Here is a 15,250-nt window from a genome sequence, read left to right as displayed (position 1 = left end):
GGTCGGGAGGGTGTCGTGTCTTGCACTAGCGTGAGCGGCATGAGCCGTCGCGCCAAGATCGTCTGCACCCTGGGCCCCGCCGTGGGCTCGGCCGAGCAGATCACCGCCCTCGTCGAGTCCGGCATGGACGTCGCCCGCCTGAACTTCAGCCACGGCGAGCACGCCGACCACGAGCGCAACTACCACCTGGTCCGCCAGGCCTCGGACGCCGTGGGCCGCGCGGTCGCCGTCCTCGCCGACCTGCAGGGCCCCAAGATCCGCCTCGGCCGCTTCGCCGACGGCCCGGTGGTGTGGGAGACCGGTTCCCGCGTCTGCATCACCGTCGAGGAGGTCATGGGCACCGCCGAGCGGGTCGGCACCACCTACAAGAACCTGGCCAACGACGTCCGCGTCGGTGACCGGCTGCTCGTCGACGACGGCAACCTCGCCCTCACCGTGGTCGAGGTCGACGGCCCCGACGTGTGGTGCCTGGTGCTCGAGGGCGGCAAGGTCTCCAACAACAAGGGCCTCTCGCTGCCCGGGGTCGCCGTCAGCGTCCCGGCGATGAGCGAGAAGGACGAGGAGGACCTCCGGTTCGCCCTGGCCCTCGGCGTGGACTTCATCGCGCTGTCGTTCGTCCGGCGGGCCGAGGACGCGGAGCTGGTCCGCGAGATCATGCGCCAGATGGACGTCGACCTCCCGGTCATCGCCAAGCTGGAGAAGCCCGAGGCGGTCGAGAACCTCGAGGCGATCGTGGAGGCCTTCGACGGCATCATGGTCGCCCGCGGCGACCTGGGCGTGGAGCTGCCGCTGGAGCAGGTCCCGATGGTGCAGAAGCGCGCCGTGCAGGCCGCCCGCGAGCGCAACAAGCCGGTCATCGTGGCCACCCAGATGCTCGAGTCGATGATCAACTCCTCGCGGCCGACCCGGGCGGAGGCCTCCGACGTCGCCAACGCGGTGCTCGACGGCGCCGACGCGGTGATGCTGTCGGGGGAGACCTCGGTGGGCAAGTTCCCGATCGCCGCCGTCCGCACCATGGAGCGGATCATCGACGCGGTCGAGACCGACGAGGTCCGGGTGCCCGCGCTGGTGCGCCAGTCCCGCTCGCGGTCCGGGGCGATCGTCAAGGCCGCCCGCGAGATCGGCGAGGCCCTCGACGTCGACGCGCTCGCCGCCTTCACGATGACCGGTGACACGGTCCGCCGGCTGGCCGCGCTGCACACCCGGCTGCCGATCCTGGCCTTCACCACCGACCCCCGGGTGCGCAGCCGGATGGCGCTGTCGTGGGGCGTGGAGACCTTCCTGGTGCCGCAGGTCGGGCACACCGACGACATGGTCGGCCAGGTCGACTTCTCCCTGCTGTCGATCGGCCGGCTCAAGGAGGGCGACCGCGTGATCGTCGTCGCCGGCTCCCCGCCGAACGTGCAGGGCTCGACCAACCTGATCCGCGTCCACGAGATCGGTACGCATGCGTGAGTGAGTCCCCGGCGGCGGCCCTCCTCGAGGTCCTCGACCTCGAGGAGCGGTCCACCGACCTGTACGTGGGCCGGACGCCGAGCAGCCCGCTGCAGCGGGTGTTCGGCGGTCAGGTCGCCGCCCAGGCGCTCACCGCGGCCACCCGCACGGTCCCCGACGGCCGGGGGGTGCACTCGCTGCACTCCTACTTCCTGCGCCCGGGCGACCCGCACGAGGAGCTGCGCTACGAGGTCGACCGGATCCGCGAGGGCCGGTCGTTCTCCACGCGCCGCGTCGTCGGCCGGCAGACCCGCAAGGGCGAGGACGTCGCCGTCTTCGCGCTGACGGCGGACTTCACCGCGGGGGAGGCCCCGGTCGTCGAGCATTCGCTGCCCATGCCGCAGGTGCCCCCCGCCGAGTCGCTGCCCGGCATCGACGAGGTCAGCGCCGCGCACCCGGGGCGGGCCACGGGTGCCCGGGCGTTCGCCCGGGTGGTCGAGCAGCGCTTCCTCGAGGACCCGTTCGACCCGGCGCCGAAGACCCCGCCGCACACCCAGAGCCACACCTGGTTCCGGGTGACCGGCCGGCTGCCCGACGACCCCGGGGTGCACGCCGCCGATCCGGGCCAGCCCCGCCGACAGCAGTGTCAGGTCCGACACGAACGTCAGCGCGGCGGCGGGTGGGGCGGCGAGCACGTGGGCGCCTCGCTGGACCACGCGGTCTGGTTCCACCGGCCGGTCCGCGCCGACCAGTGGTTCCTCTACGAGACCGACAGCCCGGCCGCCGCGTCGGGCCGGGCGATGAACCTGGGCCAGATCTGGGCCGCGGACGGCACCCACGTGGCGACCGTGGCCCAGGAGGGCCTCATCCGGTCACTCGACGGCTGAGGTCTCCTCGTCCCGCTCGGCCTCGACGGCCTTGGGGACGGTGCTGAACTCGACCGGGTCGGCGGGCTCGGCCTCCGGGGCTGCCTCGACCTCCTGGGCGGCCTGCGCCTCCGCTGCGGCGGCCGCGCGTGCCGCCCGGGCCTCGGCGGCCGCGGCCTCGGCGGTGGCGGCGGCCTCGGCGAAGTCGTTCGCCAGCCAGTCGTGCGCCTCGCGGAGCAGCGTCCACAGCCGCTCGACGTGCCGGCGCTGCGTCGCCGGGGCGCCGAGGGCCACCCGCAGCACGACCTCCCCGGAGATCGAGGTGTGGGTCAGGAACACCTCGCCGCCGTCGTTGAGCCGCTCCAGCAGGGTCATGGTCGCGACGTCGGCGTCCACCCCGCGCGCCCAGCGGGGCTTGAGGCAGACCAGCGAGAGCGGGTGCGGCGCGACGACGTCGAACCGGTCGTCGGCCCCGACCCAACCGGCCAGCTCCTGGGCGAGGGCGACGGCTCCGCGGACGTGCTCGCGCAGGCCCTCGGCGCCGTACCAGCGGACGACGAACCACAGCTTGAGCGCGCGGAACCGGCGGCCCAGCTCGATCTGCCAGTCCCGGTAGTCCACGACCGTGCCGCTGTCGGTGGCCGCGTTGCGCAGGTACTCGGGGAGGATCGCGAGGGCGCCGGTGAGCGCGGCCCGGTCGGCGGTCCAGAACAGCGTGGCGTCGAAGCCGGTGAGCAGCCACTTGTGCGCGTCGGTGGTGTAGCTGTCGGCCCACTCCACCCCGGCCTGCAGGGGGCGCAGCTCGGGGGCGACGGCCGACACCCCGGCCCAGGCGGCGTCGACGTGCAGCCACACGCCGCGGTCCCGGCAGATCGGGCCGAGGGCGTCCAGCGGGTCGAACGCGCCGGTGGAGGTGGTGCCGGAGGTGGCGCACACCATGACGGGGGTGAACCCGCGGGCGACGTCGGAGTCGATCCGGCGGGCCAGCTCCTCGGGCCGCATGGCCAGGTCGCCGTCGACGGGGACGACCCGGACGGCGTCGGAGCCCAGGCCGGCGATGCGGGCGGCCTTCTCCATGCTGGAGTGCGTCTGGGCGGAGACGTAGACGGTCATGGCGCCGGGCTCGACGCCGCTGCGGACGGTGCGCCCGCCGGTGGCCCGGTGCAGGGCGGCCAGCAGGGCCACCAGGTTGGCCCCGGAGCTGGAGTCCTGGACGACGCCGCCGCCGGTGCTGCCGTGGGTGAAGGACTCCGGCAGGCCGAGCAGCTCGACGAACCAGTCCATGACGTGCTGCTCGAGCTCGGTGCAGGCCGGGCTGGTCACCCAGGACATGCCCTGCACGCCCAGCGCGGAGCTGACCAGGTCACCGAGGACAGAGGGCCCTGACGTGTTGGCGGGGAAGTACCCGAAGAACCCGGGGTGCTGCCAGTGCGTCAGCCCCGGGACGACGATCCGGTCCAGGTCGGCGAGCACGTCGGCGATCGGCTCGCCCTGCTCGGGCGCCGACGCCGGCAGCGCGGCCCGCACATCCCCCGGCGCCACCTGCGACCGCACCGGCAGCGACTCCACCCGCCCCATGTGGTCCGCCACCCAGTCCACGACCTCGTGCCCGTAGCGCCGGAACTCCTCAGGTGTCATGTGTCCCGTCACACCCCAACCGTAGAGCCCCGGCAGAACGCCCCACCGCAGGGCGAAGCCGCGCCGACGACGGGAGGTCGACGAAGGAGACCTCCCCGAGGAGGCGCTCGAGGTGACCCGACCTGGACGGACTGCGCGCAGCGCCCTGCGCCGACGGTGCGGAGGACGAAGTCCTCCCGCCGGAGCCGCAGCGGAGGGCTCGTCGCAGCCCGCACCGGCACGTGGCCGCGGTGGGAGCCCGCAGGGCGACAATGCGCACCGTGCCCCCGGTCCGATTCGAACGGACACTGTGCGGGTTTTGAATCCGCTCCCTCTGCCAGTTGGGGTACGGGGGCTCTCCGGGGAGCGTACGGGCAGCGGTGGTGCTGTCTCGATAGGGTGACCGGGTGACCAACGAGCCGACCCGGGTCCTCATCGCCGAGGACGAGGCACTGATCCGCCTCGACCTCAAGGAGATGCTGGAGGAGGAGGGCTACGTCGTCGTCGGCGAGGTCGGCGACGGCCAGGCCGCGGTCGACCAGGCCCGTGAGCTGCGTCCGGACCTGGTGGTGCTGGACGTGCAGATGCCGGTGCTGGACGGGTTGTCGGCGGCGGAGCAGATCGCGGCGTCGCGGATCGCGCCGGTGATCGTGCTGACCGCCTTCTCCCAGCGGGAGCTGGTCGAGCGGGCGCGGGACGCCGGGGCGATGGCCTACCTGGTGAAGCCGTTCTCCAAGGCGGACCTGGTGCCGGCGATCGAGGTCGCGGTGGGCCGGTTCGCCGAGATGACGGCGCTGGACGCCGAGGTCGGTGACCTCAAGGAGCGCCTGGAGGCCCGCAAGGTGGTCGAGCAGGCCAAGGGCAAGCTGATGGCCGACCGCGGGATCACCGAGGCCGAGGCGTTCCGCTGGATCCAGCGGACGGCGATGAACGAGCGCACGTCGATGAAGGCGTTGGCGCAGCTGGTCATGAGCGGCGAGGCCGGCCCGGCGGAGCCCGCGACCTCCTGACCCGGGTGGGCCCGGGATCCTCCGGGTCGTCCCGGGTGGTGGAGACGGGGCCGGTGTGTGTCGTGGCGGTTGCCGAGGTCACAACCACATCACGGTGCGGTCGCAGAGTCCGATCGCGTCCCGGTTCCCGGTTAGGTTCCTGCCACTGACCGGACAGGTCGGGGTGCTCCTGCGCCTCGGTGGCTCCGGTCGAGCGATGAACCACCACACTGGGAGTCACTTGATGCGCACTGGCACCTTCGCCCGCGCTGTCGCCGTGTCCGGTGCCGTCCTGCTCGCTGCAACCGCCTGTGGCGGCGGCAGCGACAGCGACGACGCCGCGGCCAGCGACAGCGACAGCGGCACCAAGCAGGTCAACATCTACGGCACCGACGGCAACATGGGCAACGCCCTGGGCGCCGACTTCACCGAGCAGGGTGCCCTGGCCGGCATGAAGGGCACCACGCCCCTCACCGAGCTGGCCGGTGACTTCACCGACCGGCTGCTGGAGATCAACCCCGACCTGCAGGACTACAACTACGCCGGTGAGTCCTACGACGCCGTGATCATCACGGCGCTGGCGGCGCAGGCCGCGGGCACCAACCAGGCGACCACCTTCGGTCCCTACGTCAACGGGATCACCGTGGGCGGCGACGCCTGCACCGACTTCGCGGGCTGCCTCGCGATCATCAACGCGGCCGGCAACGTCGACTACGACGGCATCACCGGTCCGCTGAGCTTCACCGACGCCGGCGAGCCGGCCCAGGCCAGCTTCGGCATCCTGCAGTTCGGCGAGGACAACGCGATCGACCCGGCCGACAACCAGTACGTCATCGCCGGTGACGAGGCCAACGCCACCACCGACGAGGGCCCGGCCTACGCCCCCGCCGGCGCCACCGGCGCCCCGCTGGTCATCGGCACGCTGCTGCCCGAGACCGGCAACCTGGCCTTCCTCGGCCCGCCGGAGGTCGCCGGCGTCCAGCTGGCGATCAACGACATCAACGCCGCCGGTGGCGTGCTGGGCCAGCCGGTCCAGCTCGTGACCGGTGACTCGGGTGACGCCTCGACCGACACCGCCACCCAGACCGTGGACCGCCTGCTGCAGTCCGGCGTCAACGCGATCATCGGTGCGGCGTCCTCGGGCGTGAGCCTCACGGTCATCGACACCATCACCGGTGCCGGCGTCCTGGAGTTCTCCCCGGCGAACACCTCCGACCAGTTCACGACCTACAACGACCAGGGGCTGTACTTCCGCACCGCGCCCCCGGACACGCTGCAGGCCCGCGCCCTGGCCGACCTGATCGGCCAGGACGGCAACAACACGATCGGCATCCTGGCCACCAACGACCCGTACGGCACGGGTCTGTCGGAGAACACCGTCAACAACCTGGTCAGCGACGGTCTGTCCGAGGACAACATCCAGGCGATCACCTACGACCCGCAGGCTGCGAACTTCGACTCGGAGATCCAGCGCATGGTCGACTTCAACCCCGACGCCATCGTGGTGATCGGCTTCGAGGAGTCGTCGCGGATCATCCAGGGTCTGAACGCCCAGGGCATCGGGCCCCAGCGCTGAGCGCTGAGTCCGACACTGCGCTGACCTCGGTCACGTAGGAGCACCACCGCACCACCTGCACGCAGACGACGGCCCGGTTCCCCCTTCGCGGGGGAGCCGGGCCGTCCCGCGTCTCAGCCCAGCACCAGCCAGGCGGCGGCCAGCACGCCCAGCGAGGCGGCCGCGACCCGGACGGAGTCGACCCGGAGCAACCGGTGGTGGGCTGCGGCGTCCCAGCCGGCGTCCAGCACCCGGTGCAGCGGGACGGCGCCCAGCGCGGTCACCACGAGGACGACGGCGAGGCAGACCGCGCCGGCCAGCACGGGCAGGGCGGGGGCGTCGCCGCGCGCCGCCAGCACCAGCAGCCAGAGGGTGGTCACGCCCTGGCCGACGAACAGCGGGCCGACCACCCGGGTGATCCGCTGCTGGTGGGAGCGCTCGTACCCGGCGAACCCGGTCGGCACCTGCGCGAACTGGGGGTAGACCAGGACCCGCACGGTCCACTGGAAGCCCGCGTAGGCGGCGACCAGGACCAGGTGGACGACGGCGAGGCCGGTCACGCCGTGGGCGCCGTGGAGGCCTTAGTGGGCTTCCCGCGCCAGACCAGGCTCTGCCGGTCCAGCTCGCGCAGCAGGGGGTCGCCCTCGGCGTCGATCCGCTCGGCCAGGGCGACCGCGGCGGCCAGCCGGTCGTCGTCCAGCTGCGCGAAGGCGGGGGAGCGGCGGCGGTCCAGCACGTCGTACCAGCGGCCGCCGACGGCGTGGTCGAGGACGATCCGGCCGAAGCAGTGGTCGGCGGTGACCACCCACCGCTGCTCCCGGGCGCGGGCCGGGAGCCGGCCGAGGACGAGCTCGCGGTAGCGGGCCAGCAGCTGCTCGCGGGTCACCGCCCCATGACAGCACGACGCCGGCCGCCCCGCGTGGGGACGACCGGCGTCGTACCGGGTGGAACAGGGTTGCTATTGGGCCTTGGCGAGGGTGCCCAGGTACAGCTCGATCACCTTGGGGTCGTTCATCAGCGACTTGCCGGTGTCGGTGTAGGCGTTCCGCCCCTGGTCCAGGACGTAGCCGCGGTCGCAGATCTGCAGGCAGCGACGGGCGTTCTGCTCGACCATGATGATCGAGACGCCGGTGGCGTTGATCCGCCGGCAGCGGATGAACACCTCGTCCTGGTAGGCCGGCGAGAGGCCGGCCGACGGCTCGTCGAGCAGCAGCACCGACGGGTCCATCATCAGCGCCCGGCCCATCGCCACCATCTGGCGCTCACCGCCGGACAGCGCACCGGCCTTGCCGTTGCGCCGCTCGCCCAGCAGCGGGAACAGGTCGATGACGTAGTCGAACCGCTCCTTGAACGTCTTGGGTCGCAGGTACACGCCCATCTGCATGTTCTCGGAGATGGTCAGCGACGGGAAGACGTTGTTGTTCTGCGGCACGTAGCCCACACCCAGCTGCACCAGCTTGTGGGCCGGGGCCGAGGTGATGTTCTCCCCACGCAGGGTGACCGCGCCCGACCGCACCGGGATGAGCCCGAAGAGGGTCTTCAGCAGGGTGGACTTGCCGGCGCCGTTGGGACCGATGATCCCGACCAGCTCGCCGTCCTGCAGGTAGAAGTCGCACCCCCGCAGGATGTTGACCCCGGGCACGTACCCGGCGACCAGGTCGTCGGCCCGCACCAGCGCACCCTCGGCGAGCTTGAGGTGCTCCTCGCGGGTGGCCGCCTTCTCCGCGGGGGACAGCTCGGCACCGCCGGCCTCCTGGGCGCGGGTGACGTCCTCGCCGGTCTCGTCGACCTCGAACAGCGGCTCGCTCATCGCTTCCCGTCCTTCTCGCTGGAGATCGTCTCGGGGGTGCCGCCGCCGGGCGGGACCCCTTCCTCGCGGGCGATGGCAGCCTCCGCCTCGGCGAGGACGCGGTCCTCCTCCTCGTTGGTCAGCGGCGCGTCGTGGTGGGCGCCCAGGTAGGCGTCGACCACGGCCTTGTTCTGCGAGATGGACTCGGGCGGGCCCTCGGCGATGACCTTGCCGGCGGCCATGACGACCACCCAGTCGCTGATGTCCCGGACGACGTCCATGTCGTGCTCGACGAAGACCACCGTCATGCCCTCCTCGCGGAGGTCCTTGACGTGCCCGAGCAGCGACTGGGTCAGCGCCGGGTTCACCCCGGCCATCGGCTCGTCGAGCATGACGACCTTCGGGTCGCTCATGAGCGCCCGGGCCATCTCCAGCAGCTTGCGCTGGCCGCCGGACAGGATCCCGGCGAAGTCGTCCTTCTTGGCGTCGAGCTTGAACCGCCGGAGCAGGTCCATCGCCTTCTCGGTGTTGGCCTTCTCCTCGGCCCGCCAGGTGCCGGGGATCAGCGCCTTGAGGAAGGACTCACCGGTCTGGCCCTGCGCCCCGAGCAGCATGTTCTGCAGCACGGTGAGCCGGGACAGCGCCTTGGTCAGCTGGAAGGTGCGCACGACCCCCAGCCGGGCGACCTGGTGCGGCGAGAGCCGGCCCAGCGAGCGCCCGTCGAAGGTCCAGGTGCCGGTGTTGGGCTGGTCGAACCCGGTGAGCAGGTTGAACAGCGTGGTCTTGCCGGCACCGTTGGGGCCGATCAGGCCGGTGATGCCGCCGCGCTGGATCTCCAGGTGATCGACCGAGACGGCGGTCAGGCCGCCGAAGGTGCGGGTGACCTTGTCCACGACCATGGCCGGGTCCGGCTTGGCGACGCCGACCTCCCAGGGCAGGTCGGCCAGGGCCTTCTGCGCCAGCCGGGCCGGGGGAGCGCTGTGGCCCCCGCCGGTGCCGGACGCGGCGTGCGAACCGGTGTTCTGGTCAGCGGGCATCGAGCATCACCTCTCGTCGGTCACCGAAGATGCCCTGTGGTCGGAAGATCAGCAGCAGCATGAGGCCGATGCCGACCAGCACGAAGCGGATCTGGGCGACGTCGGTGGAGGACAGCAGGGCCTCGGGGATGGTGCCGTTGCTGATCAGTGCCCGCAGGAACGTGTCGGCGAACTGCAGGATGAACAGCAGGATGATCGAGCCCACGACCGGGCCGAGCACCCGGGCCGCACCGCCGAGGATCAGCGCCGCGTAGGCCAGGAACGTGTTGGCGTTCTGGTACTGGTCGGGGATGGCCGACCCGGTGCCGACGGCGTAGACCATGCCGCCGAAGGCGCCGAAGACGGCGCCGAGCACCAGGGCCTGCATCTTGTAGCTGTAGACGTTCTTGCCCAGTGCGCGGACGGCGTCCTCGTCCTCGCGGATGGCCTTGAGCACGCGGCCCCAGGGGCTGCGCATGAGCAGGAACACCAGCAGGCTGGCCAGCGCGACCAGGGTCCACCCGACGAGGGCGACCCAGAGCTCGCCACCGCTCCAGGAGGTCCCGAGCAGGTCGTACCGCCGCTGGGTGCTCCACGGCGCCAGGGCGATGAAGCTCTGGTTGAACGACGAGAGCCCGCGGGTGCCGTTGGTGACCGGGGTCGCCGACACCGACCGGAACAGCAGGCGTAGTCCCTCGGCGGTAGCGATGGTGACGATCGCCAGGTAGTCCGCGCGCAGCCGGAGGGTGGGCAGGCCCAGCAGCAGCGCCAGCACGATCGCCGCGGCGACGCCGACGACGACGCCGACCCAGAAGGGCAGGCCCCACTGGCTGACCGAGATGGCGATGCCGAAGCCGCCGAGCATGGCGAAGGCGATCTGGCCGAAGTTCAGCAGCCCGGTGTACCCGAAGTGCACGTTGATGCCGATGGCCAGCAGCGCGAAGAAGATGGCCTGGAACCCCAGGCCGGACTTCACGCCGATGGCGAGGGCGTCGAGGAGGTCGCTCACCGGGTCAGCCGATCCGGGCCCGGCTGCCCAGGATGCCCTGGGGCCGGATGACGAGGATGACGATCAAGAGGAGCAGACCTCCGACGTACTTGATGTCGTCCGGGATGACCAGGGTGGACATCTGGACGAACACACCGATGATGACGCTGCCGACCAGGGCGCCGTAGGCCGTGCCGAGCCCGCCGAGGGTGACCCCGGCGAACATGAGCAGCAGCAGCCGGAAGCCCATGTCCCACTGGACCTGGTCGGACAGACCGAGGAGGACGCCGCCCAGGGCGGCGAGCGCGCCACCCATCATCCAGACGACCAGGATGACGCGGTTGACGTCGATGCCCGAGGAGGCGGCGAGGTCGCGGTTGTCCGCGACCGCCCGCATGGCCTTGCCGATCTTGGTGCGCTGCAGCATGAGGGCGACCAGCACGAGCACGACGACAGCGATGACGATCGAGGCCAGGGCCCGGTTGGTCATCGTGAACACGCCGTAGTTCACGGCCCGCTGGGACTGGTAGTCCCCGTACGGGTTGGAGAACCCGCCGTAGACGATCTGGATCAGGTAGCGCAGCAGCAGCGACAACCCGATGGACACCACGAGCGCGGCGACCAGGCCGGTGCCGCGCTTGCGCAGCGGGCGCCACAGCGCCAGCTCGTTGAGCGCGCCGACCGCGGCCCCGGCGACCATCGCGATGAGGGTGGCCGCGATCAGCGGCACCCCGCCCTGCACGTTGACGTACCAGGCGACGACGGCGCCGATGGTGACCAGCTCGCCGTGGGCGAAGTTGGTCAACCCGGTGGTGCCGAAGATCAGCGACAGGCCGACCGCGCAGACGGCGATGATCAGGCCGAAGCGCAGGCCGTCGACCAGCAGCTGGATGGCGCGGATGCCGCCGCCGCCGCTGTTGGTCGACCCGTCCTCCAGGCCGAACAGCACGTTCTGCTGGCCGTTGGGCTGGACGGTCACCGTGCGCTCGGCGCCGTTGTCGCCGAGCTCGACGCCGTCGGGCAGCGAGTCGGCGTCGATGCTGACGGTGTACTGGCCGGGCCCGTCGGGCAGCTCGACCTCGAAGCGGCCGGTGTCGTCGGTCTCGACCGAGTCCACCTCGTCACCGGAGGAGTCGGTGACGGTGACCTCGATGCCCTCGATGGGGCCGGACTTGCTGGTCTGCAGCGTGCCGCGGACCGTCTCTCCCTCGGCCTGGGCGATGCCCGAGGGGAGCAGGGTGGCCAGGGCCATGGCGAAGGCCGCGACGAGCAGGGCGAGCACGAGTGGGCGGCGTCCCCGCACCGAGGAGCCGGACCACCACCTCCGGCGTCCTGACCGGTCGTCCGGCGGGCCCGGGGGCCCCGTCCGGGCACCGTGCACGGGGGCACGGTGGGGTGCGTGCGTCACTCGACCTCCTGGGCCGTTCGGGTGGTGCGGCCCCCGCGCCCGGCCGGGGGTGGCCCGGGTGGACGGCAGGTGGCTGCGAGGCGATCGGATCGGGACAGTAATGCACGGTTGTTGCGGTTCTGGGTCCCCGGACGTGGTCCGTGACACAACTGCGACCCAGGCCTGCGGGCCCAGGCGGTCCGATCCGGGTGCGACCGGGTCGCAGGAGGAGCTGCTAACCCGGCTTGATCATCGTGGTCAGCCGCGCGCTGGCGGTGGGCCGGCCGGCGTCGTCGGTCATGTCGATCCGGAAGGTCGCCAGCGTCCGTCCCCGGCGGACCGGGGTGCAGACCGCGGTGACCGTGCCCTCGGTCGCCCCGCGCAGGTAGGACACGTTCAGCTCGATGCCCACGACCTGCCGGTCCGGGCCGGCGTGCAGTGCCCCGGCCCAGGACCCCACGGTCTCGGCCAGGGCGCAGGTCGCCCCGCCGTGCAGCAGGCCGAAGGGCTGCTCGTTGCCGCGCACCGGGATGGTCGCGACCAGCCGGTCGGGGTCGAAGTCGACGATCTCGATGCCGAGCTTGCTGTCGAGGGGGCTCAGGTCGGCGGGGGCCCAGTCCGGGCGCGGGGTGGTCACCCGCCGCACGCTAGCCAGGACGCCGCCGTCGGGGTGGAGGAACCGTCGTACCCCCGCCATACGATGGCTGCGATGTCTGCTCCGGTGTCCGAGACGGTCCACCCATCCACCTCCACCACCCCGGGCGTGCGCCCGCGGCTGCTGCTGCTGGACGGGCACTCCCTGGCCTACCGGGCCTTCTTCGCCCTGCCCGTGGAGAACTTCTCGACCACCACCGGGCAGCCGACGAACGCCGTCTACGGCTTCACCTCGATGCTGATCAACGTGCTGCGCGACGAGGCGCCCACCCACCTGGCGGTGGCCTTCGACGTCGGCCGCAAGACCTTCCGCAGCGAGATCTTCGCCGAGTACAAGGCCAACCGGTCCGAGAGCCCGACCGACTTCCGCGGCCAGGTCAGCCTCATCCAGGAGGTGCTGGCTGCCCTGCACGTGCCGGTGCTCACCGCCGAGGGCTACGAGGCCGACGACGTCATCGCCACGCTCACCGTGCAGGCCGTCGAGTCGGGCATGGACGTGCTGATCTGCACCGGCGACCGCGACGCCCTGCAGCTGGTCAACGACCACGTCACCGTGCTCTACCCCCGCAAGGGCGTCTCCGACCTCACCCGGTTCACCCCGGAGGCGGTCGAGGAGAAGTACGGCCTGAGCCCGGTGCAGTACCCCGACTTCGCCGCGCTGCGGGGCGACCCCTCGGACAACCTGCCCGGCATCCCGAGCGTGGGGGAGAAGACCGCCGCCAAGTGGATCCGGGAGTACGGCTCGCTGGACGCCCTCGTCGACCAGGTCGACACCGTCAAGGGCAAGGTGGGCGAGAAGCTCCGCGAGCACCTGTCCTCGGTGCTGCAGAACCGCCGCCTCACCGAGCTCGACCGGACCGTGGCCCTGGAGCTGCACCCGGTCGACCTCGCCGTCCGGCCCTGGGACCGGGCCGAGGTGCACACCCTGTTCGACAACCTGCAGTTCCGGGTGCTGCGCGACCGGCTGTTCGCCACCCTGTCCAGCGCCGAGCCCGAGGTCGACGGCGGCATCGACGTGACCGTCGACAACGTCGCCGCCGGCGGGCTGGCCGACTGGCTGGCCGCGCACGGCCGCAAGGGCCACACCGGCATCGTCTTCCGCGGCTCCTGGGGCCGCGGCACCGGCGAGCTGACCGGCATCGCCCTGGCCGCCTCCGACGACCACACCGTCTTCGTCGACCTCGGCCCCGACCTCGACGTCGCCGACGAGCAGGCGCTGGCCGCCTGGCTGGCCGACCCGACCGCGACGAAGGTCGTGCACGAGGAGAAGGGCCCGCTGCTGGCGGTCTGGGCCCGCGGCTGGGAGCTCGAGGGCGAGATCAGCGACACCGCGCTGGCCGCCTACCTCGCGCTGCCTGGTCAGCGGTCCTTCGACCTCGGCGACCTCGCCGTCCGCTACCTGCGGCGCGAGCTGACCGAGGCCACCCCCACCGAGCAGCAGCTCACCCTGGACGGCATGGGCCCCACCGAGGCCGACCTGGCCCAGGAGGCCGCCGTCGCCGATGCCCGCAAGGCCGTCGCGGTCAACGACCTCTCCGACGCCCTGGAGCAGCTGCTGGGCCAGAAGGGCGGCGACCGGCTGCTCACCGAGCTGGAGCTGCCGCTGACCAAGGTGCTGGCCCGCATGGAGCAGCGCGGCATCGCCGCCGACCTCGAGCTCCTGCACGACCTGCAGTCGGAGTTCGCCGGCAAGGTCGCCGAGGCCGCCGCCGACGCCTACGAGGCCATCGGCACCGAGATCAACCTCGGCTCGCCCAAGCAGCTGCAGGCGGTGCTGTTCGACCAGCTGGGCCTGCCCAAGACCAAGAAGAACAAGACCGGCTACACCACCGACGCCGATGCGCTGGCGTGGTTGCAGGAGACCAGCCCGCACCCGTTCCTCGAGGCGCTGCTGCGGCACCGCGACGTCACCCGGCTGCGCACCGTCATCGACGGGCTGATCCCGATGGTCGACGACTCCGGCCGCATCCACACCACCTTCCAGCAGACCATCGCGGCCACCGGCCGGCTGTCCTCGGTCGACCCCAACCTGCAGAACATCCCGATCCGCTCGGCCGAGGGCCGCCGCATCCGGCAGGCCTTCGTCGTCGGCGCCGGCTACGAGTCGCTGATGACCGCCGACTACAGCCAGATCGAGATGCGGATCATGGCCCACCTCTCCGAGGACGCCGGCCTGATCGAGGCCTTCACCTCCGGGGAGGACCTGCACACCTTCGTCGCCGCCCGGGCCTTCGACATCCCCATCGAGTCCGTCGACCCCGAGATGCGCCGCCGGATCAAGGCCATGAGCTACGGCCTGGCCTACGGGCTCAGCGCCTACGGGCTCTCCCAGCAGCTCAAGATCACGCCGGAGGAGGCCCGGGTGCAGATGCACGCCTACTTCGAGCGGTTCGGCGGCATCCGCGACTACCTCGACACCGTCGTCGACGACGCCCGGCAGACCGGCTACACCCAGACCACCATGGGCCGCCGCCGCTACCTGCCCGACCTCACCAGCGACAACAAGCAGCGCCGCGACATGGCCGAGCGGATGGCGCTCAACGCCCCCATCCAGGGCTCGGCCGCCGACGTCATCAAGGTCGCCATGCTGCGGGTCGAGCGCGGGATCGCCGAGCGCGGCCTGACCAGCCGGATGCTGCTGCAGGTGCACGACGAACTCGTCCTCGAGGTCGCCCCCGGCGAGCGCGAGCAGCTCGAGGAGCTCGTCCGCACCGAGATGGCCGGCGCCGCCGAGCTGTCGGTCTCCCTGGACGTCAGCGTCGGCGTCGGGCAGAGCTGGGACCAGGCGGCGCACTGAGCTGATCGCGATCCTCCGGATCGCACCGCGGCCAGGAGCCGTGCCCCTGGGGCGGCGAGCGATGCTGCTCCCGCCTCGGGCGGGGGGCGCTCGTTCCTCGGCCCCCAGCCGTCGGCGGGACTGAGGGCGGGTCCCGCCGACGGCTGGGGGCCGAGGAA

At 71.9% G+C, this 15,250-nt stretch carries 13 protein-coding genes and 1 tRNA gene; 5 read left to right on the top strand and 9 right to left on the bottom strand.

Annotation, left to right across the window (positions count from 1 at the left end):
- Positions 1-39: 39 nt before the first annotated feature.
- Positions 40-1,455, top strand: a complete 1,416-nt coding sequence (gene pyk, locus LFA75_RS01075) for a pyruvate kinase (protein WP_225231927.1) — start codon at positions 40-42, stop codon at positions 1,453-1,455.
- Entirely contained in the window at positions 1,452-2,321 is an 870-nt protein-coding gene (locus tag LFA75_RS01070) for an acyl-CoA thioesterase (protein ID WP_225231926.1), read from the top strand. The genes pyk and LFA75_RS01070 overlap by 4 nt, the downstream gene beginning before the upstream one ends.
- Here the strand turns inward: LFA75_RS01070 and LFA75_RS01065 are convergent.
- On the bottom strand, positions 2,307-3,950 hold the full coding sequence (locus LFA75_RS01065; RefSeq protein ID WP_225231925.1) for a pyridoxal phosphate-dependent decarboxylase family protein: 1,644 nt from the start codon (positions 3,948-3,950) through the stop codon (positions 2,307-2,309). The genes LFA75_RS01070 and LFA75_RS01065 overlap by 15 nt on opposite strands.
- 249 nt (positions 3,951-4,199) lie before the next feature.
- Positions 4,200-4,273 (bottom strand) — tRNA-Leu (locus LFA75_RS01060).
- A gap of 51 nt (positions 4,274-4,324) precedes the next feature.
- Here LFA75_RS01060 and LFA75_RS01055 point away from each other — a divergent pair.
- On the top strand, positions 4,325-4,927 hold the full coding sequence (locus tag LFA75_RS01055) for an ANTAR domain-containing response regulator (protein ID WP_225231924.1): 603 nt from the start codon (positions 4,325-4,327) through the stop codon (positions 4,925-4,927).
- A gap of 223 nt (positions 4,928-5,150) precedes the next feature.
- On the top strand, positions 5,151-6,482 hold the full coding sequence (locus tag LFA75_RS01050) for an ABC transporter substrate-binding protein (protein WP_225231923.1): 1,332 nt from the start codon (positions 5,151-5,153) through the stop codon (positions 6,480-6,482).
- Positions 6,483-6,595: 113 nt separating this feature from the next.
- On the opposite strand, the gene LFA75_RS01045 is transcribed toward LFA75_RS01050, so the two are convergent.
- From LFA75_RS01045 to LFA75_RS01015, 7 genes are all read right to left on the bottom strand, one after another.
- Entirely contained in the window at positions 6,596-7,021 is a 426-nt protein-coding gene (locus tag LFA75_RS01045; protein WP_225231922.1) for a DUF1772 domain-containing protein, read from the bottom strand.
- Entirely contained in the window at positions 7,018-7,347 is a 330-nt protein-coding gene (locus LFA75_RS01040; protein ID WP_225231921.1) for a hypothetical protein, read from the bottom strand. The genes LFA75_RS01045 and LFA75_RS01040 overlap by 4 nt, the downstream gene beginning before the upstream one ends.
- Positions 7,348-7,419: 72 nt before the next feature.
- A complete protein-coding gene (locus LFA75_RS01035; RefSeq protein ID WP_225231920.1) occupies positions 7,420-8,271 on the bottom strand; it encodes an ABC transporter ATP-binding protein in 852 nt (283 codons plus the stop codon).
- Positions 8,268-9,287 carry an ABC transporter ATP-binding protein gene (locus LFA75_RS01030; RefSeq protein ID WP_225231919.1) on the bottom strand — a complete coding sequence of 340 codons (1,020 nt, stop codon included), beginning with the start codon at positions 9,285-9,287 and terminating at the stop codon, positions 8,268-8,270. Before LFA75_RS01030 ends, LFA75_RS01035 begins: the two co-directional genes overlap by 4 nt.
- Positions 9,277-10,275 carry a branched-chain amino acid ABC transporter permease gene (locus LFA75_RS01025; RefSeq protein ID WP_225231918.1) on the bottom strand — a complete coding sequence of 333 codons (999 nt, stop codon included), beginning with the start codon at positions 10,273-10,275 and terminating at the stop codon, positions 9,277-9,279. Before LFA75_RS01025 ends, LFA75_RS01030 begins: the two co-directional genes overlap by 11 nt.
- A gap of 4 nt (positions 10,276-10,279) precedes the next feature.
- Positions 10,280-11,536: a branched-chain amino acid ABC transporter permease gene (locus tag LFA75_RS01020; RefSeq protein WP_225231917.1), complete on the bottom strand. Its 1,257-nt coding sequence runs from the start codon at positions 11,534-11,536 to the stop codon at positions 10,280-10,282.
- 340 nt (positions 11,537-11,876) lie between these two features.
- Positions 11,877-12,278 carry a PaaI family thioesterase gene (locus LFA75_RS01015; RefSeq protein ID WP_225231916.1) on the bottom strand — a complete coding sequence of 134 codons (402 nt, stop codon included), beginning with the start codon at positions 12,276-12,278 and terminating at the stop codon, positions 11,877-11,879.
- Positions 12,279-12,350: 72 nt separating this feature from the next.
- On the opposite strand from LFA75_RS01015, the gene polA reads away from it, so the two are divergent.
- Complete coding sequence (polA, locus tag LFA75_RS01010; RefSeq protein ID WP_225231915.1) at positions 12,351-15,092, top strand: DNA polymerase I; 2,742 nt, start codon at positions 12,351-12,353, stop codon at positions 15,090-15,092.
- Positions 15,093-15,250 lie beyond the last annotated feature (158 nt).

This window comes from Klenkia terrae, from assembly GCF_900491935.1.
GTDB lineage: Bacteria > Actinomycetota > Actinomycetes > Mycobacteriales > Geodermatophilaceae > Klenkia > Klenkia terrae.
Note: the sequence above shows the minus strand (reverse complement) of the source record. Positions and strands in the feature narration are given on the sequence as shown.

Excerpts from the sequence above, each read along its gene's own strand:
- LFA75_RS01030 (WP_225231919.1), bottom strand. The coding sequence starts at position 9,287 with ATGCCCGCTGACCAGAACACCGGTTCGCACGCCGCGTCCGGCACCGGC.
- LFA75_RS01050 (WP_225231923.1), top strand. The coding sequence starts at position 5,151 with ATGCGCACTGGCACCTTCGCCCGCGCTGTCGCCGTGTCCGGTGCCGTC.
- polA (WP_225231915.1), top strand. The coding sequence starts at position 12,351 with ATGTCTGCTCCGGTGTCCGAGACGGTCCACCCATCCACCTCCACCACC.
- pyk (WP_225231927.1), top strand. The coding sequence starts at position 40 with ATGAGCCGTCGCGCCAAGATCGTCTGCACCCTGGGCCCCGCCGTGGGC.
- LFA75_RS01035 (WP_225231920.1), bottom strand. The coding sequence starts at position 8,271 with ATGAGCGAGCCGCTGTTCGAGGTCGACGAGACCGGCGAGGACGTCACC.